The following is a 23,775-nucleotide window of genomic DNA, read 5'->3' on the forward strand; positions in this document are numbered from 1 at the left end:
GCGCGCCGCTACTTGTGCGCGAGCGGGCCCACGAGCTCGGCGACGCGCTTCGAGAGCGGGGGCTGGTTGTCGCTGCGCCTCGAGAGCGGCGCGCCCTCGGGCGAGAGGCGCAGGCACGGCTCGGCGACGAACATCGCGAACGAGGTGTACTCGTACAGCCACTGCGAGAGCATCGCGTCCGCCTGCGCGGCGCCGGCGAGGAGCGTCGCGTTCTCGACGAGCTTCTCGGCGTCGAACGTCCCGTCCGCGGCGGGCCCAGCGCCGCGGAAGAGCGTGTCGTAGACGCCGACCCCCGCGGCGAAGGAGGCGAGCTGCCAGCGCACCTCGTCGCCCCGCTGCGCCCCGTCGACCGCGGAGAGGATCGACGCGATCGCCTCGTTGAAGAGCGCCACGCTCGCGGCGACGCCCGTCGGCCCGGGCGCGCGCACCACCACGCGGCCGGACTGCACGAGCTGGAAGAGCGCCCGGGTGGTCTCGAACTCCCCCTGCCCGGTCGCGCGGGACAGCTCCGCGACCGAGCGCTGCCCGTCGATGGTGTCGTACACCGCGCGGAGTTCGGCGGGCGGCGGACCGCGATCCGGCACGCGCGCGGGCACGTGCTGGTCGGACGGGATCCGCTCGCGGAAGTAGCGCAGCTCGTCCATGCGGCGCACCCCCTCCATGAGCAGCGCGTGCACGGGCAGGTTCTGGCGGCTCGCGATCTGCTCCTCGTCGAAGCGATCGAGGAAGTAGAACATCCCCTCGGAGGCGAGCAGCACCTGGTAGGCGATCTCCTCCGCCTGCTTGCTGAGCAGCTGGTAGAGCCGCTCCCGCGGCACGAGGCCGCGCTTCACGGCCACCTCGCCGAAGCGCGCGTCCGGCGACGTGGCGGCGAGCGTCTCGTAGATCTGGGCGCGCGAGAGCGCGCCGTACCGGTAGAGCACCTCGCCGATGCGCTCGCCCTCGACGCTCGATCGCGCCCCGACCGCGTGGCCGGGCTCGAAGAACAACGAGCGGCGCGCCTCCCCGTCGACCGCGACGAGCTCGCCGCTCCAGCCGGCTTGCCCGACGAGGGCCACGACGTCGCAGAGCGCGCCCGGCCCCGTGATCTGCCCGGCGAGCCGGAGCGCCGCGCCGGTCTCCGCGTCGCCCGCGACCTCCTTGCCGACGTGGCGCATCACGACGAGGTGATCGGGCGCCGGCAAGAGCTCGAACATCCCTTGCCGCGCGCGCAGGAGCTTGCTCGAGCGCAGGTCGAGGGGGTGAGCCGTCCCGGTCGCATCGATGCGCACGAGGGAATTGCGCTCTTCGCTCATCGCCGCGTTTTTTATACCAGCATCCCGGGCGGTCCACGACCGGCCTCTCACGCGTCGCGCGCCGGCCAGCGCGGCGCGCGGCGGCGCGCGGCGGCCACCACCCGCTGGCCGCCGCGGCGCGCGTGCTAACGTCCCGCCGTGACGACCCCTCCTGATCACGACGGCGGCGCCCCCGGAGCGCGGCGCGCGCCCGGGGATCTCCCGGCGTCCGCGGGCGAGCTCGACGCGCGCCTCGCGGCGGCCCGCTACATCTCCGATCCGGCGACGTCGCTCGCGCTCTGGCTCGCCCTCCGGATGGATCGCCCGCTCCTGCTCGAGGGCCCCGCGGGCGTCGGCAAGACCGACCTCGCCCGCGCCGCGGCCGAGGCGCTCGGCCGCGGGCTCATCCGGCTCCAGTGTTACGAGGGGCTCGACGAGGCGAAGGCGCTGTACGAGTGGGACTACGCGAAGCAGATGCTCTACACGCAGCTCCTGCGCGACGCCGTCGCGAAGGAGATCGCCGGCGCGGCGAGCCTCTCGGCCGCCGCCCGCGCCATCGCGGGGAGCGAGGCGTCGTTCTTCAGCGAGCACTTCCTGATCGCGCGCCCGCTGCTCGCCGCGCTGCGGAGCGCCGCGCCCGTCGTCCTCCTCGTCGACGAGGTCGACCGCGCGGACCCGGAGTTCGAGGCGTTCCTGCTCGAGGTGCTCTCCGAGATGCAGGTCACGATCCCCGAGCTCGGCACGATCCGCGCCGCGCACCCGCCGCTCGTCCTGCTCACGACGAACGCGACGCGCGAGATGACCGAGGCGCTGCGGCGCCGCTGCCTGCACGCGTTCCTCGACTACCCGCCCCCGTCCCGCGAGGTCGCGATCCTGAAGGTCGCGATCCCGGGGATCGAGGCCCGCCTCGCCGCGCAGATCGTCGCGTTCGTCGGCGCGCTCAGGGCCATGGATCTGCGCAAGTCGCCCGCGATCAGCGAGACGCTCGACTGGGCGCGCGCGCTGCTCCTGCTCGGCAAGAGCGCGCTCACGCCGGAAGTCGCCCGCGACACGCTCGGCGTCCTGCTCAAGCACCAGCGCGACCGGAGCGACGCCGAGGCCAGGCTCGGGGCCCTCGTGAGGGCCGCCGAGCAGGCGCCGTCGGCCGAGCAGGCGCCGGCTACCTGAGCTCGGCCACCTTCTCGCCGAACAGCTTCTCGAGCCGCGCGAGCATCCCGTCGTTCGGCTCGACGCGGAGATCGCGCCCCAGCGACAGCACCGCCTCCGCCCCGTCGTCGAGCTGGATCACGAGCTGCACCGGGCACACCCCCGGGCTCGACCGCAGGAGCGCCCCGAGCCGATCGATGTGCTCGCGCCGGGCGATCCGCGACTTCAGCGTGATCGCCACGCTCCGGGTCTGCGCGAGGATGGCGTCCGAGAGCGGCTGCACCTCGTCGAGCAGCAGCGTCGGCTCGCGCGGCGCGGCCTCGGCCTCCTCCGCGCCCTCCTCCACCATCGGGAAGCTGACCTTGCCCGAGATCAAGACCGGCTCGCCGCGGTTGAGGAGCTCCCCGTAGGCCTCGATCTGCTTCTCGCGCACCTTGACCTCGATGCGGCCCGCGGTGTCCTCGAGCACGAAGAACGCGATCTTGCCCCCGCCGCCCTTGAAGATGCGCTCGCGGTAGCCCTCGACCATGCCGCCGACGCGCACCCTGGACCAGGGATCCATGCCGGCGAGCGCGCTGATCGGCGTCACGTTGAACCGGTTCATGTCGACGCCGTACCGATCGAGCGGGTGCCCCGAGACGTAGAAGCCGAGCGACTGCTTCTCCCTCGAGAGGGTCTCGGTCAGATCCCACGGCTCGAGCATCGGGTAGTCGTCGAGCCGCACCTCGTTCTTCGAGGCGATCGCCGCGAACAGGCCGATCTGGTTGCTGTTCCGCTCCTTGCTCGCGCTGCGCGAGCGCTCGAGCGCCCGGTCGATCGCGGCGAAGGCGCGCGCGCGCGAGATGCCGCGCGCCTGGAGGCTCGCGTCGAACGCGCCGCACTGCACGAGCGCCTCGAACACCCCCTTGTTGACCCGCCGCGGATCGACGCGCTCGGCGAAGTCGAACAAATCCGAGAACGCGCCGCCCGCCTCGCGCGCCTCGAGCACCGCCTCGAGCGCCGACTCCCCGACGCCGCGGATCGCGCCCATCCCGAAGCGGATCTTCGGATCGAACGGGTCCTTCACCCGGGAGCCGCCGCGCCGCGTGCCGGCCGCGCGCTTGCCGTTCGTGGCCGGCTTCGCGCTGTAGACGACGGTGAAGTCCGTCTTCGACTCGTTGATCTCCGGCGGCAGGATCTCGACCCCCCACGCGCGCCCCTCCGCGATGATCCGCACGACCTTCTCGATCTTGTCGCGATCGGCCGTCATCAGCGCGCAGAGGAACTCGACCGGGTAGTGCGCCTTGAGGTAGGCGGTCTGGTACGTGAGCAGCGCGTACGCGGCCGAGTGGCTCTTGTTGAAGCCGTAGCCCGCGAAGTACTCGAGGAGCCCGAAGATGCGCTCGGCGTCCTCGGCCTTCACCCCGTTCTTGAGCGAGCCGTCGACGAACGTCGCCTTCTGCTTCGCCATCTCCTCGGGCTTCTTCTTGCCCATGGCGCGCCGGAGCAGGTCGGCGCCGCCGAGCGTGTAGCCCGCGAGCTTCTGCGCGATCTGCATGACCTGCTCCTGGTAGACGATGACGCCGTACGTCGGGACGAGCAGCTCATCGACGAGCGGGTGCATCTTCTCGATCGGCTTTCTGCCGTGCTTGCAGTCGACGAAGTCCTTGACCATACCGGTGCCGAGGGGCCCGGGCCGGTAGAGCGCCACCGCGGCGACGATGTCCTCGAAGGCGTCCGGCTTGAGGTCCTTGAAGAGCTGCTGCATCCCGCTCGACTCGAGCTGGAACACCCCGGTGGTCTCGCCCGACTGGAGCAGCGCGTAGGTGGCGGCGTCGTCGAGCGGCACGGTGTTCACGTCGAACCGCGCGTCCTCCTTGCCGGCGCGGTCCGGCCGCGCGTTCACGAGCCGCACGGCGATGTCGATGACGGTGAGCGTCTTCAGCCCGAGGAAGTCGAACTTGACGAGGCCGGCCAGCTCGGCGTCGTCCTTGTAGTACTGCGTGACGAGCTGCTCGCCGTTCTTGAAGCACGGGACGTGGTCCCAGAGCGGCCCCTCGCTGATCACGACGCCGGCGGCGTGCATGCCCGCGTGCCGCGTGAGGCCCTCGAGCTTCTGCGCCTGCTTGAGCAGCTCCGCGACGGTGGGGTCGCTCTCCTTGAGCGCCTTGAGCTTCGGCTCGACCTCCAGCGCCTCGGGGATCGTGTACATGATCCCCGGCGACTTCTGCGGGACGAGGCTCGCGATCTTCTGCGCCTCGTTCGCCGGGAACGCCATCGCCCGGGCGACGTCCTTGATCACGCTCCGCGCCTTGAGCTCGTGGAACGTCGCGATCTGCCCGACCGACGGCTTGTCGGCCTCCTTGCTGTACTTCTTCGTGACGTACGAGATGACCTCGTCGCGCCGGTCCATGCAGAAGTCGACGTCGAAGTCGGGCATGCTGACGCGCTCCGGGTTCAGGAAGCGCTCGAACAGCAGGTTGTACGGGATCGGGTCGAGGTCGGTGATCCCCATCGCGTAGGCGACGAGCGAGCCCGCGCCCGACCCGCGGCCCGGCCCGACCGGGATGCTGTTGTCCTTGGCGTACTTGATGAAGTCCCAGACGATGAGGAAGTAGCCCGGGAAGTCCATCTGGACGATGACGTCCATCTCGATCTCGAGCCGCGCGCGGTACGCCCCCTCGTCGATCCTCCGGCCCGTCTGCGCGATCTGGGCCATCCGCCTCGCGAGCCCCTCGCGCGCCACGTGGCGGAAGTACGACGCCGAGTCGTCGAACCCGCTCGGCAGCGGGAACGTCGGCAGCATCGGCTTGCCGAGCTTGAGCTTGAGCGCCGCGCACCGCTCGGCGATCTCGAGCGTCGACCGCACCGCGTCCGGGTAGTCGCGGAAGAGGTGCGTCATCTCGTCCGCCGGCTTGAGGAACATCTCGAAGCTGCCGTGGTGCGCGTCGAGGGCCTCGGCGAACGTCCGGTTGGCCGCGATGCACGAGAGGTAGAGTTGCCCCTCGCCGTCCTCGCGCGCGCCGAAGTGCGCGTCGTTCGTCGCGACGAGCGGCAGCCCCAGATCGCCGGCCGCGCGCGAGAGGATGCCGTTCAGCACCGCCTGCTCGACCAGCCCGTGGTCCTGCAGCTCGACGTACAGGCTGCCCGGGTCGAAGCAGTCCCGGAGCCGGCTGAGCGCCTCGCGCCCCTCCTGCTCGCCCTGCTCGAGGACGCGCTGCGCGACCACGCCGCCCATGCACCCGGTCAGGCCGATGAGCCCCGCGCGGTGCTGCGCCACGGTCTCGAGGCGGACGCTCGGCGCGAGCCCGCTCGCCGGATCGACGTGGCCCATCGAGACGATGCGGACGAGGTTCTTGTAGCCCTCCTCGGACGCCGCGAGCAGCACGAGGTGATCCACGGGCGTCTCGTCCGCGCCCGAGCGCGACACCTGCCCCGCGCCGGCGCCCCACGCGCGCGCCACGTTCACCTCGCAGCCGATGATCGCGCCGATGCCCTCCCCCTTGCAGGCCTTGTAGTGCTGAATCGCCCCGAACATGTTGCCGTGGTCGGTCAGGGCGACCGCCCGCATTCCGAGCGACTTCGCGCGCGAGGCCAGGTCCTTGATGCGCAGCGCGCCGTCGAGCAGCGAGTACTGCGAGTGCACGTGGAGGTGGACGAACTCAGCGGTCACGGCGGGCTTCCAGGGTGGTTCTCATCGCAATCCGATCCAGGAAAGATCGATGTTCGTGGAGAACATGATCCGACGGCGCTTGGGCGAGCGGGGCGAGTGGCCCGGGCTTGCCGGCGAGCTCACACATAGCGCATTGCGCAGCCGGGATCGCCCTTGATGAGCCGCGCGAGCCGGCGCTAGCATGTGCGCCCGTTTGCTGAACACTGCCGATTTGTCGTGGGGTGGGGTTTTCAGAAAGAGAGGTCGATGATGCGTCATTCCTGTATCGCCGTCGCGGGCTATTTCGCGGTCGCGCTCCTGGCCCTGGCCGGGTGCGGCGCCGACGAGAAGGCTCCTGCGGAAGAAGAGCACGACTTGGGCCAGCCCCCCGCCCCTGGGCCGCAGCAGGCCGGTGACGGCGCGGGCGTCGCGCTCGCGATCGACCGGCTCTTCCTCGGCGAGGTCGACCGGAACGGGGAGAAGGTGCCCGGGAGCTGGAAGCAGTTCGGCTTCAACCTCGACGGCAAGGTGTCCGCCGCCGCCTCGACGGACCTCTGCAAGCCTATTTCCGGCGCGACCCCCGCCGACGTCTATCCGGACGGCGACGACGGGATCGACAACTCGTTCGGAAAGAACATCGTCGGCCTCATCTCGAACTTCCTCGGCGATCCGTCGACCGAGGTGACCAAGGCCATCGCCAACGGCGATTTCACGGTGATCCTGAAGATCGACCAGCTCGGGGCGCAGTCGTCCTACAACCCGCTCACCACGAAGCTCTACGGCGGCGCCACGCTGGGCGGGGCGCCCGCCTGGGACGGCACCGACGCGTGGCCCGTCGTCCCGGAGCTGCTCGAGGACGGGCAGGACATCGAGAGCGCCAAGGTCGTGTTCCCGAGCAGCTACGTCGTCGACAACACCTGGGTGTCGGGCCCCCAGACCCAGGGCACCTTCAAGCTGAACCTGACGACCGCGGGCAAGAACATCGGCCTCACGATCAGCAACGTGAGGATCGCGATGGAGCTCGCGGAGGATCACAAGAGCGCGGTCAAAGGCACCATCGCGGGCGTGCTCGAGACCGACGTGCTCGTCGAGGAGCTGCGCACCGTCATCGGCACCGTCCAGCCGACCCTCTGCGAGGGCATGACGCTCGAGGGGGTGCTCGATCAGATCCGCGCCACATCGGACATCATGAAGGACGGCAGCCAGGATCCGAGCCAGGAGTGCAATGCCATCTCCATCGGCATCGGGTTCACGGCGAAAGAGGTCAAGCTGGGCGACATCGCGCCCCCCGCCGAGAACACCAGCGTCCCGTGCGGGACGGCGCCGTCGGACGGCGAGCCCTCCGACGGCGAGCCCTCCGACGGCGAGCCCTCCGACGGCGGCTAGGTCGCAGCGCGACTCCGATCCATCCCGAGCGACGGTGAGACCAAGGAGCCCCTCGACCCCGGGCTCCTCGGCCATCTTCCCGCCGCCGCTCAGTCCGGCTCAGCACGTCCGGCAGCGCGCCTCGTGAAGATCGTGCTCCTGCATGAGCCGTCGGGCGCCCTGTGAGCGTCTCAAGAGACAACCCCGCCCGTCCAGGGTACGCGCTCGGGCGCCAGGCGCCTCCACGGCGGTGCTTTGTCGGTCTGCCAGCCCCGGGCGCGGGGTCCGCGAAGGCGCCGCCTTCCGGGTTTCGTTCGTCCTGACTTTTCGCTAGAAGGCGGCATCGCTCGAGGCGACCAGCACGCAAGTACCCGATGGCCGGTGAAGTTTCGTGGCGAGCTGCCGTCCAAGCGCGGGAGCCCGACGGGTTGCCGAAGCGAGCTCTGGCTCGTGCCCTCAGAGGAGAACAACGTCCATGCGTAGATACGTCGCTTCCGTTCTGTGCGCCGTGATGATGGTTGGCGCTGCCGCCGCGACGGCGGGTTGCACGGCCAGCGCCTCGTTCAAGACCGGCGGCGAGACGGCGAAGGCGCCGCCCCCGCCGCCTCCTGCTCCGGAGCCGAAGCCCGAGCCGAAGGAGGAGAAGAAGCCTCGCCCGCGCTTCAAGATGACGTTCAAGCTGAAGGGCAAAGAGGTCCAGCTGCCCGGCCCGGTCGTCTTCGAGACGAACAGCGACCGGCTCCTGCCCGAGAGCGACGAGGTGCTCACCATCGTCGACGACTTCCTGAAGCAGCGGAAGGACGTCACCCTGCTCCGCATCGAGGGCCACACCGACTCGGACGGCGAGGACGCGCTGAACCAGACGCTCTCGGAGAAGCGGGCGATGTCGGTCGCGCGCTGGCTCGTCGCCAAGGGCCACGACTGCAAGCGCTTCGTCGCCGTCGGCTTCGGCGAGACGAAGCCGGTCGCCGACAACAACACCCCCGAGGGCAAGGCCCAGAACCGCCGCACCGGGTTCTTCATCGCGGCCCTCAACGGCAAGGCGGTCGACGGCGAGCCGGTGGACGGCGGCGGCAAGGTCGCTGGCGACGCCTGCAAGTGACGGCGCCCCGCTCGCGCGCGCGCCGGACGGCGGCCCTGCATCGCGGGCGAGCCGCGGCGCGCCCGCGAGCCCTGGGCTGAGCGGCCCATCGCGGAGCCACGCGGCGGCGCACGTGCGCGCCGGCGGCTGTGGCTCGGCCACCCCTCCTTCTTTGCTTGCCTCCCCCCTGTTCTTCGGTATCCGTACGGCGACCACATGCGGAGACGTCACGACAGGGCCCTGGGTCGCCTCGTTTACACAGCCGTCCTCGCCGCCGGGCTGCTCGGCTGCGACCCAGCGTCGGGCGACGTCCGCCAGTGGACGGCGGCCGATCACGATCCGCCGAGCCCCAACGAGGGGCAGGGCGGCAAGGTCGCCGCGCGGCCGGTCGCCTCGACCGAGACCGACCAAGGGTTGATCGAGCTCGCCTGGCAACGGAACTGCGCGAGCTGCCACGGCCGAGCCGGCCGCGGCGATGGTCCTCAGGGGCCGATGGTCCGCGCCCCCGATCTCACCAACGCCGCGTGGCAGGAGCGGGTGACGGACGCGCAGATGGCCGAGACGATCAAGAAGGGCAAGGACAAGATGCCCGCGTTCGATCTGCCCCAGCCGGTGATCGACGGCCTGGTGAAGCGGATCCGGTCCAGCCGAGCCCGCTGACGCCGGCGCGTCGCCGCGGGCGCGGCGCGCCGCGCGCGTCTGCAAAGTGCAGCGTGCAATTTGACAGGCTCCCCGCGCACGGCCACGTTGCGTCCGCGCACGACGCGACCTCAGCCCGATGAGCTCGACCTCTCACGAAGAACCTTCGCAAGCGCCCGACGAGCAGCGGATCGAGCAGGCGGAACGGCCGCCCTGGACCAGGCGCTTCGCCCCTCTCCTCCTCATCGCGGGCGTGCTGCTCGCGGGGCGCACCCTCTTCCGCGAGGTCCCCGAGGAGCGTGAGCTCGAGCTGCGGCTGGATGAGGCGTCGACCATCGTGCAGCTCGACGTGACGTGGACCGACCGCTCGTCGGGCGACGGTGACCCCGCAGCGGCGCCGGTCCACGGCAGCACGTGGCGCTTCGCCGAGGGCACGGCCCCGAGGTCGGTTTTCTCCAAGGTGCGGCTCCCCGACGGCCGGTACGACCTCGAGATCGCCGTGGACAGGACCCGCGGCCGCGACACCACGCACCGCGCGGTCACGCTCGGGGACGCCGACAAGATCACGCTCCCCGTGCGCTGAGCCGCGACCGCGACCTGCGGTCGGAGCCGCCGGGACTACCGCAACCTGGGTCGGAACTACCTCAACCTGGGTCGGGGCTAGAGCGCAACCCGGGTCGGGGCCACCGCAACCCGGGTCGGGGCCACCGCAGAACTACCGAACCTGGGTCGGGGCTCGCAGAACTACCGCAACCTGGGTCGGGGCTAGCGCAACCTGGGTCGGGGCTAGCGCAACCCGGGTCGGGCCACCGCAACCCGGGTCGGGCCACCGCAACCCGAGTCGGGCCACCGCAACCCGGATCGCGACGCGCAGCAGCGCCCCGGGCGGCAGCCGACCGGCGCACGAAGCCGTTGACTCCCGGAAACCGACAAGCAAGGCCCCGCCGTGAGTTGGGTGCGTGTCCCTGAAGCACCACCTCGCGTCCAGCAGGCCGCGCGCTACCGATGAAGCGACAGCTTCGACTTCGATAACAAACCGTTGTTTCTGTTCGCTTTTTTGTGTATGCAGCGGCAGCGGTTCGGACAGGAATGGAATTTGAGAACGAATTCCCTTGATGCGTTCCCCCCGAAGCCGCTACTTCTTGGCCCGCAGCAGCAGGGCGTGGCACCTTATCCTACAACCACTTACACGCTCTGACCGGGACGAACGAGATGCATCGCGGCGCCCCCCGGAAGGGAGCGACCAGGCGGCCCTTACAGTGCCGCTGGAAGCGGAGAAGGAGAACCGATGAGGATCACCCCGTGGTATCTGGCTGCGCTCGCCCCGTTTGCCGCCATTGGTTGCAGTGGCGCCTACCTCGGCCACGCCACCGTGGTGGCGTTGACGGTCGGCATCTTCCTCGGGACCCTCTCGCTCGGCCGCACGCCGAGCTCCCGTCCTGCCCCACCGAACGCCCCTGTCTCCTGACTTCCTCCTCCAGCAGCCTCCTGCTTCGCGTCGAGGCAACCCTTTCCCAAGCGCTCACCCGCCCTGGCGCTTACGCTCGGGGGCCGTGAGATCATGACGCACGACGCTTCCGTCGGCCGGCTCAAGCGACTCGAAGAGTTCACGCTGATGGACCTGGAGTCCGTGCACCTCATCCTGCGCGGCGAATCGGTCATCGACTGGCGTCGGCTCAACCTCGACAGCGAGCAGGCCGCGCGCGAGCTCCTGCTCTCGCAGGAGTTCCGCCCGGACGAGCCGGGGGATCGCGCGCACCTCGAGAGCGTGAAGAACGAGGCGATCGCCTACCTGCGCCGCCACTTCGAGTTCCCGATCCCGAGCCCGGTCGCGCGCGCGTCGGTCGAGGAGATCCTGCTGCTCGCCTCGGCCAAGGGCCACCGTCAGCTCTGCGCCTGCACGATCCTCAAGGCGATGCACATCATCCATCACCTGGCCGGGCGCGAGCTGCTCTTCTCGATCCCGATGTCAGACCAGGACGTCTTCCACCTGGTCGAGGAGAAGGTGTACCGGGTGATCGGCGGCATGCTCGCGGCGGGCTTCCCGATCACCGAGTTCATCGGCGGACGGAAGAACAAGGACTCGCTCTACACGAAGCTCCTGTCGAAGTCCGACACGACCGCGGCGGCCATCTACGACAAGCTCCGCTTCCGCATCGTCTGCCGCACCGTCGACGATCTGCTCCCCGTCCTGCTCTACCTCTCTGAGCGCCTGTTCCCGTTCAACTACGTCGTGCCCGGCGAGAGCACCAACACGATCCTGCGCTTCCGGAGCTACTGCGAGGCGCGGCCGTACCTCCAGCCGATGCTCGAGTCGCTCCAGACGGACGTCGACGACGGCCTGGTCGCCGGGGACAACAGCTTCAGCAGCCAGAGCTACCGCGTCATCCACTTCGTCGTCGATCTGCCGGTGCGCCTCCCCTCCGAGATCCTCGACATGGCGCCGCCCGCGGCCTGGGCGCTCGGGCCGATCATCTTCGTGCTCTGCGAGTTCCAGCTGATCGACCGCGAGACCGAGGCGGCGAACGAGGTCGGCGACTCGAGCCACGCCAAGTACAAGGAGCGCCAGAAGCAGGCGGTGATGCGCAGGCTCAAGCTCGGCGTCCGCTCCACCCGCGACCCCGTGAGCGGCGGTGGACCCAAGCGGGATCGCTGACGTCGCGGGTCAGCGGCGCGGAGCGAGCAGGGGCGGACGCGGCTGCGACGCCGGGAGCAGTCGGGCTGTCGGAGCGAGGGAGCCGGGCACCACGGAGCGGGGCGGCTGCGGGCGGCGTGATGGCGAGGGGCCGCGGCCCCTCGGCGCTGCACGCCGCCGGACGGGCGAGCTCAGATGCGGCTCTTGAGCGCGTCGCGGTCGAGGACGACGATCCGGCGGCGATCGATCTCGATCACCCCCTTGCGGCGGAGGTCGCCGAGGGTGAGCGTGACGGTCTCGCGCGTCGAGCCGATCATGCTCGCCATCTCCTGATGGGTGAACGGCGCGGAGATGAGCACGCCGCGCGGATCCGGGATGCCCCAGCGCGTCGCCGCCTTGAGGAGGAACTCACAGAGGCGCGCCTCCACGTTGCGGAAGAGCATCGACGCGAGGCGCTCCTCGGTGTCCGTGTGCCGCTCGACGAGCGTGGTCACGATCGCGGCGGCGAAGTTGGCGTCGCTCGCCATCAGGCTCCGCACCGTCGCGAGCGGGACGATGAGCGCCTCGACGTCCTCCGTCGCGATGGCGCTCTCCCGGTGGGCCGTGACGCCCCCGAGGGCGGCTTCGCCCAGAACGTCGCCGGCCCCTCGGTAGCCGAGCGACAGGCTGCGCCCGTCGCTCATGCCCCGCACCAGCCGTACTCTGCCGAGGCTCAGCATCGCGAGGGCGGTCGCTGCGTCGCCCTGCGTCACGAGGTGACGCCCTTTCGCGACGCGTTGGATCGTCCCCCCGTCGGCCAGCGCCGCCTGCGTGGCCGGAGATGCGGCATTTCCGATCGCGCCACGCCGGACGACCCGGCGCTTGCGCGAGTCGAGGTCGAGTCCACCGTCGTTCCCAAGAGCGCCAGGCTGAACCCTGACGCTCCGTGCCATCGCATCCTTACCCATGATCATCGCGGCTGCTCCTGCGGTTTGCGGTGTCGCGGTCCTGCTGTTCCGGGAGGCCCCCGCCGGGCCGGGGGGCCCGACGTGTGCCGGAACCTCCCACTTGCGTTGACATCCCGGAGACGTGGCCCGTACCTTTCGGTTTGAGCCGGGCACGCCCCGTGAATGAACCCCTGCACGGGGGAGCCAGTTCGACCGCTCCTCCAGCTACGGACGTTGGATGCGCCTCTTTAGCGGCAAAATTACTCCTCTCACTGAAGAAATCGTCCGCGCGCTCGTGGACAATCGTGATATCGAGTGCGAGTCGAAAAAAGAGGTCGCGCTCGACGTCGAGTCGGTGTTCACGAGCTACCTGCACGCGGAGCGGGAAGCGAGCGAGCGGGCGAAGGAGATCCTCCAGGCACGCGGGCTCCCCCAGGGCGAGTTCAACCGGGTCAAGCGCCTGGCCGCCGAGCAGAAGGGGATCAAGACCGGCGACGAGACCATGGATTATCTCCTCGACCAGCTGCTCGAGATGCTGATGCACTCGAACAACGTCGAGGAGGTCTTCGTCGAGGACCACGACCTGCGGCGCCGGATCCGGCCGATCCTCCGGAAGTACCTCGAGATGGACGAGGCGCTCGACACGGAGGTGCGCGGCAAGCTCCGCCACGTGCAGGAAGGATCCCGCACCTGGGAAATCGAGTACCAGCGGGTCATGGGCGAGATCCAGCGGCGCAAGGGGCTCTTGTGACCCGCTGACCGCCCGGGACGACGGGCCGCTCAGCGGAACCGGACGAGCGGCGCTCCGCGTCGTCTCGGCCCCGCCGCGTCCCCCCGCTCCGCTCGAACCGCCCAGGTCGACTCCTCGCGGCGCCCCCTCGGGCATCGCGCCGTCGCGCCGGCGCGGCGGGGTGAGCGGCGGCGGGCGGCGGCCCTCCTCAGGAACGTTCTGCCTGCCCGATCGGGCCCGGTCGTGGTACCGGAGGGGACATCATGAGCTGGATTCCGAAGGTCGAGGCGAAGCGACACTTCTGCCATAAATGCAAGAACGAGCTCATCTTCGAGGTGAAGCTCCAGCGCGCGGACACCTGCCCCCACTGCGGCGTCGACCTCCACTGCTGCAAGAACTGCGAGAACTGGGACCCAGCCGCGCACAACCAGTGCAAAGAGCACATCGCCGAGTACATCCCGGACCGGGAAAGAGCGAACTATTGTACTTTCTTCACGTTCAAGAACGGCGTACCGGAGGATAACTCGAAGCGCATCGCGGACGCGCGTTCCAAGCTCGACAACCTCTTCAAGAAGAAGTAGGCGCCCGCCGGGGGAGCATGCACATGTCAACGCCTCGCTACTTGGTCACCGGCGGAGCCGGTTTCATCGGAAGCAACCTCGTCGCGGCGCTGACGGCCGCCGGGGAGCGGGTCCGCGTCCTCGACAACCTGGCGACGGGCCGCTGGGAGAACCTCGACGGGCTCCCGCACCAGTCGCTGATCGAGCGCATCACCGGGGACATCCGGGACGCGGCCGCGGTCGCGTCCGCGGTGAAGGGGGTCGAGGTCGTCTTCCACCAGGCCGCGCTCGGCTCGGTCCCGCGCAGCGTCGAGACGCCGGTCGAGTCCGACGCCGTGAACGTCGGCGGCACGGTCACGGTGCTCGACGTGGCGCGCCGGCAGGGCGTGCGCCGCGTGCTCTTCGCCGCGTCGTCCAGCGCGTACGGCGAGACGCCCGTCCTCCCGAAGCACGAGGCCATGGAGCCGATGCCGCTGTCGCCCTACGCGGTCACGAAGCTCACCTGCGAGCACTACATGAAGGTGTTCGCGGGCATCTACGGCATCGAGACCCTAAGCCTGCGTTACTTCAACGTCTTCGGGCCGAACCAGACGCCGGACGGCGCCTACGCCGCCGCGATCCCGCGGTTCATCGACGCCGCGCTCCAGAACCGGCCGATCTCGATCTTCGGCGACGGCGAGCAGACGCGTGACTTCTGCTTCATCGAGAACACCGTCCTCGCGAACCTGCTCGGCGCGACGTCGCCGAAGAAGTTCAAGGGCGAGGTCATCAACATCGCGGGCGGCCGCAGGATCGCGCTGAACGAGCTCTGCAAGGAGATCTCGCGGGTCATCGGGCGCGACGTCGCCGTCGAGCACAAAGCCCCCCGCGCGGGCGACATCCGCCACTCGCTGGCCGACATCTCGCGCGCGGCCGAGCTCATCGGCTACGAGCCCCGCGTGCGCTGGGAGGACGGCATCGCGCCGACGGTCACGTACCTGCGCGCGCTCCGCGAGAAGGGCCCGTCCGCCGCCTCGGCGACGGTCACGTGCGGCAAGGTCCCGCTGCCCAAGCCCGCTGGGGCAGCGGAAACCGGGAACAAGGCGAGCTAGGTCGAGCGGAGCGGCCCGTGCGGAGCATGACCGGCTTCGGGCTCGGTGACGCTTCGCTCACCGAAGGGCGCGTCGTCGCCGAGATCCGCTCGGTGAACCAGCGCTTCCTCGACGTGCGCGCGAGGCTCCCGCGCGAGCTCGGCGACCTGACGATGTTCGCCGAGCAGGTCGCGCGCGAGCGGCTGCGCCGGGGGCGCATCGAGATCATCGTGCGCACCGAGGGGGCGGTGCTGGCCCCGAGCGTGCTCGATAAATCCAAGGCGCGCGCGGCCTTCCGCGCGCTCGCCGAGCTCCGCGACGAGCTCGCGCCGGGCGCCGACGTGCCGCTGTCGCTGCTCTGCGCCGTGCCGGACCTCTTCGCCCCCGTGGCCGGCCACGAGATCGCCGCCGTCCGCGGCGCGCTCAAGATCGCGATCGAGCGCGCGATCGACGCGATGGAGGTCATGTGCCTGCGCGAGGGCGAGGCGCTCGCCTGCGACATGCGCGGCCGCGTGGCGACGCTGCGCGCGCTCGCCTCCGACGTCGTGGCGCGCGCCGACGAGGCGCGCGAGGCGCTCCGGCGGCGGCTGCGCGATCGGGTCGAGCGCCTGCTCCAGGGCGTCGAGGCGGGCTTCGAGTCGACGCGGATCGAGGCCGAGGTCATGCTGCTCGCCGAGCGCAGCGACATCACCGAGGAGATCACGCGCCTCCGGAGCCACCTCGACCAGTTCGGCGGAACGCTCGCGGCGCCCGGCGGGGACCCTTGCGGGAGGAGGCTCGACTTCCTGCTCCAGGAGATGGTACGCGAGGCGAACACCCTGGGCTCCAAGGCGCAGGACGCCGCCATCTCCCAGCACGTCGTGGCGATGAAGGTGGAGCTCGAGCGCCTGCGGGAGCAGGTCCAGAACATCGAGTGACAGGAGAGCATGTCGACCGAAGCACTCAGTGACGACTTCCTCCTCCTCATCGTGTCCTCCCCGTCCGGCGCGGGGAAGACGACGCTCTGCGGGAGGCTGCGCAGCGAGTTCCCCGATCTGCGCTTCTCGGTCTCCCACACCACGCGGCGCCCGCGCCCGAACGAGGTGGACGGCCGCGAGTACCACTTCGTCGACCCGGCGACGTTCGAGCAGATGATCCGCATCAACGCGTTCGCCGAGTGGGCCCGCGTGCACGATCACCTCTACGGCACCAGCCTGAAGGAGATCGAGATCGCCCGCGCCACGGCGCGCGGCGTCCTCTTCGACATCGATCACCAGGGCGCGCGGCAGATCAAGGCGAGCCTCCCCGAGGCGATCGCCGTGTTCATCCTGCCCCCGTCCCTCGCCGAGCTCGAGCGGCGCCTCCGCGGCCGCGGCACCGAGGACGAGCCCACGACGCTCCGCCGCCTCCGCAACGCGAAGGGGGAGATCGAGCACTACGGCTTCTTCGACTACGTGATCGTGAACGACGAGATCAACCGCGCCTACGAGCAGCTGCGCTCGCTGGTCTTCGCGGAGCGGTGCCGCCGCCAGCGGCGCGCGGCCCTGTGCGAGCGGCTGCTCTCGGAGCGGAGGTTCGAGCGATGAGCGCCGGCGCGGGTCACCACGTGCTCGCCGTCATCGGGGGCAGCGGGCTCTACGAGATGGGGTGGCTGGAGGACGTCGAGGAGGTCTCGGTGTCCACGCCCTTCGGGCTGCCGAGCGACATGATCCTCCGCGGCCAGGTCAAGGGCGGCGACGCGACGGTGCTCTTCCTGCCGCGCCACGGCCGCGGGCACCGCTTCTCCCCGTCGAACATCAACTACCGCGCGAACCTCTGCGCGCTGAAGATGCTCGGCGCCACGCACGTGCTCAGCGTCAGCGCCGTGGGCTCCATGCGCGAGGAGATCGAGCCGGGCGACCTCGTCGTCGTCGACCAGTTCCTCGACTTCACGAAGCGCCGGGCCTCGACGTTCTTCGACGACGGCGTGGTCGCCCACGTGCCGTTCGCCGATCCGGTGTGCCCCATCCTGGCGGGCGCCGTGTACGAGGCCGCGCGCGCCACGTCCGCGCGCGTCCACCGCGGCGGGACGTACGTCTGCATCGAGGGCCCGCAGTTCTCGACCCGGGCCGAGAGCCTCATGTACCGGGCCCTCGGCGCGCACGTCATCGGCATGACCAACATGCCCGAGGCGAAGCTCGCGCGCGAGGCGGAGCTCCCCTACGCCACGCTCGCGCTCACGACCGATTTCGACTGCTGGCGCGTCACGGAGGAGGCGGTGAGCGTCGAGGCGGTGATCTCGGTGCTGAACCGCAACATCGTGCGCGCGCGGGACGTCGCGCGGGCGCTCGCGCATCACCTGCCCGACGTGTCGCAGAGCCCCGCGCGGCACGCGCTGCGGAGCGCGATCATGACCTCGCCGGACGCGACCTCGCCGGACGCGCAGGCGCGGCTCGAGTGGCTCATCGGCCCCCGGCAGAAGGCGGACTGATCCCCGGCAGAGGGCGGCCTGGTCGGGCCGAGGGGCGCCCTCGCAGAAACGAGACGCGCGGCTAGCCGCTAGCGGCTGCGCGCAAACCTGGCTAAGAGGCCCCTCGTGACGACCCCTTCCGCGATCCTCATCATCGGCTCGATGGCCTTCGACGACCTCGAGCTCCCCTCCGGCAGCGCGAGAGACGTCGTGGGCGGCTCCGCCACCTACTCGTCGTTCGCCGCCTCGTGCTTCGCGCCCGTGCGCACCGTCGCCGTGGTCGGCGACGACTTCCCCGAGGAGACGCTCGCGGCGATGCGCGCCCGGGGCATCGCCGTCGAGGGCGTCGAGCGCGCTCCGGGAAAGACGTTCCGCTGGGCCGGGCGCTACGACGTCGACCTCATCCACCGCACGACGCTGGACACGCAGCTCAACGTGTTCGCGTCGTTCGCGCCGAAGCTCCCGGAGGCGTACCGCGACACGCCCCTCGTCCTGCTCGGCAACATCCATCCCGCGCTCCAGCTCGACGTGCTCGAGCAGGTCCGCTCGCCGCGCTTCGTCCTCGCCGACACCATGAACTTCTGGATCGAGGGGGAGCCGAAGGCCGTCGCGGCGATGCTGCGCCGCATCGACACCCTCGTGGTGAACGACGAGGAGGCGCGCCAGCTCTCGGGCAAGTACAACATCCGCCGCGCCGCAAAGGAGATCCTGTCCCGCGGCCCGAAGCGCCTGATCATCAAGCGCGGCGAGCACGGCGCGCTGCTCTTCGATGAGGACGGCGTGTTCGCGGCGCCCGGCTTCCCGCTCGAGGACGTCATGGATCCCACGGGGGCCGGCGACGCCTTCGCTGGCGGGCTGATCGGTTACCTCGCGTGCCAGCCGGAGATCACGCCGCTCACCCTGCGGCGCGGCATGCTGCACGCCACGGCGACCGCCTCGTTCTGCGTCGAGGCGGTGGGCACGCGCCGGATCGCGACGGTCACCCGGGCCGACGTCGCGGCGCGCGTGAGCGAGATCCGGGCGCTTTACGAGTTCGGCGCGAGCACGATGTGACGCGACGCCGGCCCGCCCGCGGGTCCGCGAGGACGGGCGCGGGATGGCCACCGACGGCGCCGCGGCGAGCGAGCCGTGCTGGCGGTGGTCGCTCTTCACATCCCGGCGCATAGCCGTGCTAGATGAACCGTCAAAGCGAACATGAACCTCACAACCCGTACACTTGCAGGCATGGCCTTGCTGGCCCCCCTCGTCGTCGGCTGCGCGGCCCGCACGGCGCCGTTCGACGAGATGGATAAGGCGCAGGTCACGGTGCTTCGCCTCCAGGGGCAGGAGCCGACCCCGCTGGCCACGACGCCGGCCCAGACCCCCGCCCTCATTCCGGGGATCCCGCCCGAGCTCCAGCAGATGGGGCAGGCCGCTCTCCAGGGCCTGCAGCAGGCGCTTCCCGGCATCATCCCGCCCGGCCTCATCCCCGGGCAGACGGCGGCGGCGCCCGTTCAGCCGGCCCAGCCCCGCTTCAAGAACTTCGTCATCCTCAGCCAGCGGCAGCTCACGGGCGACGACGTGGACGAGGATCTCAAGGACGACATCCTGGACATCTTCGGCGACGAGGACAGCTTCTCCGCCGAGCGCGGCAATTGCTTCTACCCCGGCCTCGGGATCTCCATGGTGCGGCCCGGCAACCCCACGCCGGTCGACCTGCTCATCTCGCTCTCGTGCAACCAGGCCATGGGCGACGGCTTCCGCTGGCCGTACTCCGTCAACGGCTTCACGTCGGAAACCCACCAGAAACTCACCAAGATCTACGAAAAGCTGTGGGGCCCGGTTCCCCCCGGCGCGTGATCGGCCGGCGCTGAGAGGGCGTCCCTCGGCGCGCGATTCGTGATCTGCTCCACATAGCGCTACGGTGGGGCCCGGATGCTAGACTTGTTCTGGCATCCGGAAGTCCCGTGGTTTCGTCAGGAGAGCATCGCGCGAATCCATGACCCCTCATCCCCAGCTGTTGCCGGGAAAGGAGCTCGGACAGTACGAGCTCCTCCTGCCCATCGCGCAGGGGGGAATGGCCACGGTCTGGGCGGCGCGCCGCAAGGGGCACCGCGGGTTCCAGAAGACGGTGGCCATCAAGACGATGCTGCCGACGCTCTCGGACGACGCCCAGTTCGAGACGATGTTCCTCGAGGAGGCGCGGCTCGCCTCGGGGATCCACCACCCGAACGTCGCCGAGATCCTCGACCTCGGGGAGCAGGACGACGTCCTCTACATCGTGATGGAGTGGGTCGACGGCGAGGCGCTGTCGATCATCGCGCGGGCGGCGAGCAGGAGCGAGGTCGCCATCCCGCTGCGCATCGCGCTCCGCATCGTCGGCTGCGCTTGCCTCGGGCTGCACGCCGCGCACGAGCTGCGGGATCCGATGAACGACGACCAGCTGCTCGGGCTCGTGCACCGCGACGTGTCGCCCCAGAACATCCTCGTGACGTACGACGGCCACGTGAAGCTCGTGGACTTCGGCGTCGCCAAGGCGACCAACCTGGGGCGCAACGACACGACCGCGGGGCAGATCAAGGGCAAGGTCCCGTACATGTCGCCGGAGCAGGCCCGCGGGGAGCGGGTCGATCGGCGCACCGACATCTTCGCGATGGGGATCGTGCTCTACAAGCTGACGACGGGCGCGCACCCCTTCCAGACGGAGAACGACCTCCTCACGCTGAAGAGCATCATCTCCCAGCCGGCGCTGCCGCCTCGCCTGAAGAACCCGGACCTCCCCGAGGAGCTGGAGCACGTCCTGATGACGTGCCTGCAGAAGGATCCGGACCGGCGCTACCAGACGATGCTCGAGCTGGAGAGCGCGGTGCAATCGGTGCTCGCGAAGGAGCCGCCGGTGACGGACCACGACGTCGGCGCCTTCGTGCGCGGGCTGCTCGGCGAGCGAAGCCAGCGTCGGCGCGCCGCGCTCCGCGACACGGTCCGCCTGCTCGACGAGCGCGCCTCCAACCCGCCGGAGGTGATGCTCGTTCGCGACGCTCGCGACAGCATCAGCGAGTTCTTCTTCACGCAGCTCCCCCCGAGCCCCGTGAACGTCCAGCTCCCGTCGACGCGCGCGAGCCGCCCCTCGGTCCCGCGAGAGGCGCTGCCCGCCGCGCTGCCCCAGAGCTCGCCCGGCCAGGAGACGCCGCTGGATCCGATCGAGATCCCTGCGACGCGGCGCCGCTCGGGGACCCTGGTGGCGGCCCTGGCGCTCGCGATCCTCAGCGTGGCCGGCGTGGGGCTGATGTGGCTGTGGCCGCGGGCGACGCAGCCGGTGTCGTCCGAGCAGCTCATGATGCTGTCGCGCAGCACGGGCCCCGCGGCAGGGGCCGCCTCGACCGCAGCGAGCGCGTCGGCAGAGCCGGCGTCCGTCGCGGCGATCCCTTCGAGCAGCGCCGACACCTCGCCCGCCCCGTCCACCGTCGATGTCCCCGGCTCGGCGGAGCGCGGGACGGCCGTCCCGGCCGCGCCGGGCAAGGGCGAGCCGGCTTCGCCAGGCGCCGCAGCCCCAGGCGCGGCCCCCGGCAGCGCGAGCTCCCCCGGCGCGCGAAGGACAACCCCGGGCAAACCTCCCTCGACGAAGTGGGTCCCGACCGTGACCAACCCCGGGTTTTGAGCGATCGCCGGACGAGGCAGCTCCGCGACGCGCTCCTCCTGGCAGCGAGCCTGGTCGTTGTCGGTGGCGCCCTGCTGTCGCACCGCGGCCAGGAGCCGAGCGCGTCGCCGCCGCCGCCGCCGGCGAGCGCGCCGCTCGATCCGTCGCCGCTGCCGAAGGGGGGGGAGCCGGAGCGCGCGGCGGCGCTCGATCAACACGAGCAACGCGAGATGCAGGCGGGGTGCGACTTCGCCGACCGCGGCTTCGGCGTCTACGAGCGCTGGCGCCCGCTCCCGATCGGCAGGCTGCTCGTGCCGCCCGCGCGCGCCATCGGCGCGGACGGGGGTTATGATCTCCTCGTCCACTTCCACGGCGCGGAGCCCGTCCGCAAGGTGCTCGCGCCCCAGGGTTTCGATCTCGTCATCGCCGGCGTCGATCTGGGGACCCGATCGAGCGAGTACGCGCGCGCCATGGAGGGCGGCGGCTGGGACGCGCTGCTGCAGGCGATCGATCGCGAGGTCGGGAGCGCCGCCGGCGTCTCCGGCGCGCGCGCGCGGCGCCTTCTGTTGTCCTCCTGGAGCGCCGGGTCCGGCGCGATCGGCAGGATCGTCGAGCGCGGGAGCAGCCGCATGGACGCCTTGATCCTGCTCGACTCCCTGTACGGCTCCTACATGCCGGGGCAGACCTCGCTCGTGCAGGGGCAGCTCGCGCCCTACGTCGCCCTGGCCAGCGCCGCCGCGCGCGGCACGTTGCTCTTCTACCTCACCCACACCGAGACCCCGACGAGCGGCTACGCGTCGACGAAGGAGGTGGCCGCGTTCCTGCTGCGCGAGCTCGGGGCGAGCCCCATCGCGGTGACCTCGAGCGGAGACGGCGCGCGCGAAGCCGCGCCCGGCGACGGCGCCGAGGCGCCGGAGGACGCGCTGCGGCTCACGCAGATGTACGACGGCGGCGGCCTGTTCGTGCGCGGCTACGCCGGGGCCGGCCCCGGCGGGCACTGCGCGCAGCTGCGGCTGCTCCCCGCGATCCTCGCGGAGCACGTGCTCCCGACGCTCGGCCGCGGCGCTCAGTAGGACTTCGCGAACACCACCCGCCGCGGGCTCGGCTTGCCGGTGAAGATGCAGCGCCCCTCGCCGGAGAGCGCGTCGGCCCACGGGGCGCCCTCGAACCCGCCGGTCGGAATGCAGCGGATGGTCACCTTGTGCGCGTCCTTCACCGCCGCCTCGATCTCGGGATCGCCGGACCAGTGCGCCAGCGCGAAGCCGCCCTGCGCCTCCTTGTCCCCCTTCGACCCGAAGAACGCATCGAAATCGGCGCGATCGTTGATGACGTGCGTGTTCGCGTCGCGCGTCGCGAGCGCGCGCGCGTAGAGCGTCGCCTGGATGTCGCCGAGCAGCTCCGTGATGCGCGCCGTGAGCTCCCCGCGCGCCATGCTCGCCTTGTCCTTCGGCGTGCGATCCCTGCGGCTGACCATGGCCACGCCGCCGTCGACGTCGCGCGGGCCGATCTCGATCCGGACGGGCACCCCCTTCTTCACCCACTCCCACTGCTTCTCGCCGCCGCGCAGGTCGCGCCGGTCGACCTCGACCTCGACGCGCCGCTCGCCGAAGCGCTGCGCCCGCAGCTCCTTCGCGAGCCCGTCGATGTACTCGTCGACCTTCGCGCGCGTGTCGTCGCCCCGGTAGACGGGCAGGATCACGACGTGCGCGGGCGCGAGGCGCGGCGGGAGCACCAGGCCGTCGTCGTCGCTGTGGGTCATGATCATCCCGCCGACGAGGCGCGTCGACACGCCCCACGACGTCGTCCACGCGTACTCCTCGGTCTCGGCCTTGGTCTGGAACTTGATGCCGCTCGCCTTCGCGAAATTCTGCCCGAGGAAGTGGCTCGTGCCGGCCTGCAGGGCCTTGCGATCCTGCATCATCGCCTCGATCGCGTAGGTGTCGACCGCGCCGGGGAAGCGCTCGCTCGCCGTCTTCGGCCCCTCGAGGACCGGCATCGCCAGGAACTCGCGCGCGAACGTCGCGTAGACGCCGAGCATGCGCAGCGTCTCCTCGCGCGCCTCGGCCTCGGTCGCGTGCGCGGTGTGGCCCTCCTGCCAGAGGAACTCCGTCGTCCGCAGGAACAGGCGCGTCCGCAGCTCCCAGCGCACGACGTTCGCCCATTGGTTGATGAGCAGCGGCAGATCCCGGTAGCTCTGCACCCAGCTCGCGAACGCCGCGCCGATGATCGTCTCGGACGTGGGGCGCACGATGAGCGGCTCCTCCAGCCGGGCCTGGGGATCCGGGATCAGCCCGCCGCCCGGTCCGGCCACGAGCCGGTGGTGGGTGACCACGGCGCACTCCTTCGCGAACCCCTCGACGTGCTCCGCCTCCTTCTCGAGGAACGACTTCGGGATGAACAGCGGGAAGTAGGCGTTCTTGTGCCCGGTCGCCTTGAACATGGCGTCGAGTTCGCGCTGGATGTTCTCCCAGATCGCGTAGCCCCACGGCTTGATCACCATGCAGCCGCGCACCGGCGAGCTCTCCGCGAGATCGGCCGCGCGGACGACCTGCTGGTACCACTCGGGGTAGTCCTCGTTGCGCGTGGGCGAGATGGCGGTCTTCGGCGCTTCGTTCTTGGCCACGGTCTGCTCTCCTCGATGGGCGGCTCCGCGGGAGGCCTGCGACGTGGCCGC

21 protein-coding genes are annotated in these 23,775 nt (G+C 70.7%); 17 read left to right on the top strand and 4 right to left on the bottom strand.

Annotated features, from left to right (window positions below):
- Positions 1 to 8 precede the first annotated feature (8 nt).
- Positions 9 to 1,295 carry a DUF4388 domain-containing protein gene (locus tag WMF43_RS22170; RefSeq protein WP_437683118.1) on the bottom strand — a complete coding sequence of 429 codons (1,287 nt, stop codon included), beginning with the start codon at positions 1,293 to 1,295 and terminating at the stop codon, positions 9 to 11.
- Positions 1,296 to 1,433: 138 nt separating this feature from the next.
- Between WMF43_RS22170 and WMF43_RS22175 the strand changes: the two genes are divergently transcribed.
- On the top strand, positions 1,434 to 2,441 hold the full coding sequence (locus WMF43_RS22175; protein WP_437683119.1) for an AAA family ATPase: 1,008 nt from the start codon (positions 1,434 to 1,436) through the stop codon (positions 2,439 to 2,441).
- Here the strand turns inward: WMF43_RS22175 and dnaE are convergent.
- Positions 2,434 to 6,072, bottom strand: a complete 3,639-nt coding sequence (gene dnaE / locus WMF43_RS22180; RefSeq protein ID WP_437683121.1) for a DNA polymerase III subunit alpha — start codon at positions 6,070 to 6,072, stop codon at positions 2,434 to 2,436. The two genes, WMF43_RS22175 and dnaE, sit on opposite strands and share 8 nt — an antisense overlap.
- Positions 6,073 to 6,318: 246 nt before the next feature.
- On the opposite strand from dnaE, the gene WMF43_RS22185 reads away from it, so the two are divergent.
- From WMF43_RS22185 to WMF43_RS22210, 6 genes are all read left to right on the top strand, one after another.
- Positions 6,319 to 7,437 carry a hypothetical protein gene (locus WMF43_RS22185; RefSeq protein ID WP_437683123.1) on the top strand — a complete coding sequence of 373 codons (1,119 nt, stop codon included), beginning with the start codon at positions 6,319 to 6,321 and terminating at the stop codon, positions 7,435 to 7,437.
- A 454-nt stretch (positions 7,438 to 7,891) separates the two neighbouring features.
- Positions 7,892 to 8,518 carry an OmpA family protein gene (locus WMF43_RS22190; protein WP_437683125.1) on the top strand — a complete coding sequence of 209 codons (627 nt, stop codon included), beginning with the start codon at positions 7,892 to 7,894 and terminating at the stop codon, positions 8,516 to 8,518.
- 195 nt (positions 8,519 to 8,713) lie between these two features.
- Entirely contained in the window at positions 8,714 to 9,157 is a 444-nt protein-coding gene (locus WMF43_RS22195) for a c-type cytochrome (RefSeq protein ID WP_437683127.1), read from the top strand.
- A 118-nt stretch (positions 9,158 to 9,275) separates the two neighbouring features.
- A complete protein-coding gene (locus tag WMF43_RS22200; RefSeq protein ID WP_437683128.1) occupies positions 9,276 to 9,719 on the top strand; it encodes a hypothetical protein in 444 nt (147 codons plus the stop codon).
- A 705-nt stretch (positions 9,720 to 10,424) separates the two neighbouring features.
- A complete protein-coding gene (locus tag WMF43_RS22205) occupies positions 10,425 to 10,604 on the top strand; it encodes a hypothetical protein (protein WP_436618694.1) in 180 nt (59 codons plus the stop codon).
- 93 nt (positions 10,605 to 10,697) lie between these two features.
- Complete coding sequence (locus WMF43_RS22210; protein ID WP_437683130.1) at positions 10,698 to 11,792, top strand: TIGR04552 family protein; 1,095 nt, start codon at positions 10,698 to 10,700, stop codon at positions 11,790 to 11,792.
- Between the two features lie 170 nt (positions 11,793 to 11,962).
- On the opposite strand, the gene WMF43_RS22215 is transcribed toward WMF43_RS22210, so the two are convergent.
- Positions 11,963 to 12,724 carry a Crp/Fnr family transcriptional regulator gene (locus tag WMF43_RS22215; RefSeq protein WP_104981819.1) on the bottom strand — a complete coding sequence of 254 codons (762 nt, stop codon included), beginning with the start codon at positions 12,722 to 12,724 and terminating at the stop codon, positions 11,963 to 11,965.
- Between the two features lie 211 nt (positions 12,725 to 12,935).
- On the opposite strand from WMF43_RS22215, the gene WMF43_RS22220 reads away from it, so the two are divergent.
- The 10 genes from WMF43_RS22220 to WMF43_RS22265 all read left to right on the top strand — a co-directional run bounded on the left by WMF43_RS22220 (position 12,936) and on the right by WMF43_RS22265 (position 22,174).
- Complete coding sequence (locus WMF43_RS22220; protein ID WP_437683132.1) at positions 12,936 to 13,448, top strand: DUF507 family protein; 513 nt, start codon at positions 12,936 to 12,938, stop codon at positions 13,446 to 13,448.
- 242 nt (positions 13,449 to 13,690) lie between these two features.
- The gene (locus WMF43_RS22225) at positions 13,691 to 14,008 is read left to right on the top strand and encodes a hypothetical protein (RefSeq protein ID WP_437321375.1); all 318 of its coding nucleotides are present in this window, start codon (positions 13,691 to 13,693) and stop codon (positions 14,006 to 14,008) included.
- 23 nt (positions 14,009 to 14,031) lie between these two features.
- Positions 14,032 to 15,078: an SDR family oxidoreductase gene (locus tag WMF43_RS22230; RefSeq protein ID WP_437683134.1), complete on the top strand. Its 1,047-nt coding sequence runs from the start codon at positions 14,032 to 14,034 to the stop codon at positions 15,076 to 15,078.
- 26 nt (positions 15,079 to 15,104) lie between these two features.
- Entirely contained in the window at positions 15,105 to 15,974 is an 870-nt protein-coding gene (locus tag WMF43_RS22235; RefSeq protein WP_437684056.1) for a YicC/YloC family endoribonuclease, read from the top strand.
- A gap of 9 nt (positions 15,975 to 15,983) precedes the next feature.
- The gene (gmk, locus tag WMF43_RS22240) at positions 15,984 to 16,622 is read left to right on the top strand and encodes a guanylate kinase (RefSeq protein ID WP_437683136.1); all 639 of its coding nucleotides are present in this window, start codon (positions 15,984 to 15,986) and stop codon (positions 16,620 to 16,622) included.
- On the top strand, positions 16,619 to 17,506 hold the full coding sequence (gene mtnP / locus WMF43_RS22245; RefSeq protein WP_437683137.1) for an S-methyl-5'-thioadenosine phosphorylase: 888 nt from the start codon (positions 16,619 to 16,621) through the stop codon (positions 17,504 to 17,506). Before gmk ends, mtnP begins: the two co-directional genes overlap by 4 nt.
- Before the next feature lie 105 nt (positions 17,507 to 17,611).
- On the top strand, positions 17,612 to 18,538 hold the full coding sequence (locus tag WMF43_RS22250; protein WP_437683138.1) for a PfkB family carbohydrate kinase: 927 nt from the start codon (positions 17,612 to 17,614) through the stop codon (positions 18,536 to 18,538).
- Positions 18,539 to 18,709: 171 nt separating this feature from the next.
- The gene (locus tag WMF43_RS22255) at positions 18,710 to 19,324 is read left to right on the top strand and encodes a hypothetical protein (RefSeq protein ID WP_437683139.1); all 615 of its coding nucleotides are present in this window, start codon (positions 18,710 to 18,712) and stop codon (positions 19,322 to 19,324) included.
- Positions 19,325 to 19,463: 139 nt separating this feature from the next.
- Positions 19,464 to 21,122 carry a serine/threonine protein kinase gene (locus tag WMF43_RS22260; protein ID WP_437683140.1) on the top strand — a complete coding sequence of 553 codons (1,659 nt, stop codon included), beginning with the start codon at positions 19,464 to 19,466 and terminating at the stop codon, positions 21,120 to 21,122.
- Positions 21,119 to 22,174, top strand: coding sequence for a hypothetical protein (locus tag WMF43_RS22265; RefSeq protein WP_437683141.1), 1,056 nt, complete (start codon positions 21,119 to 21,121; stop codon positions 22,172 to 22,174). The genes WMF43_RS22260 and WMF43_RS22265 overlap by 4 nt, the downstream gene beginning before the upstream one ends.
- On the opposite strand, the gene proS is transcribed toward WMF43_RS22265, so the two are convergent.
- Complete coding sequence (gene proS / locus WMF43_RS22270; protein WP_437683142.1) at positions 22,168 to 23,724, bottom strand: proline--tRNA ligase; 1,557 nt, start codon at positions 23,722 to 23,724, stop codon at positions 22,168 to 22,170. The genes WMF43_RS22265 and proS overlap by 7 nt on opposite strands.
- Positions 23,725 to 23,775 lie beyond the last annotated feature (51 nt).

Source organism: Sorangium sp. So ce131, assembly GCF_051519095.1.
Taxonomy (GTDB): Bacteria; Myxococcota_A; Polyangia; order Polyangiales; family Polyangiaceae; genus Sorangium.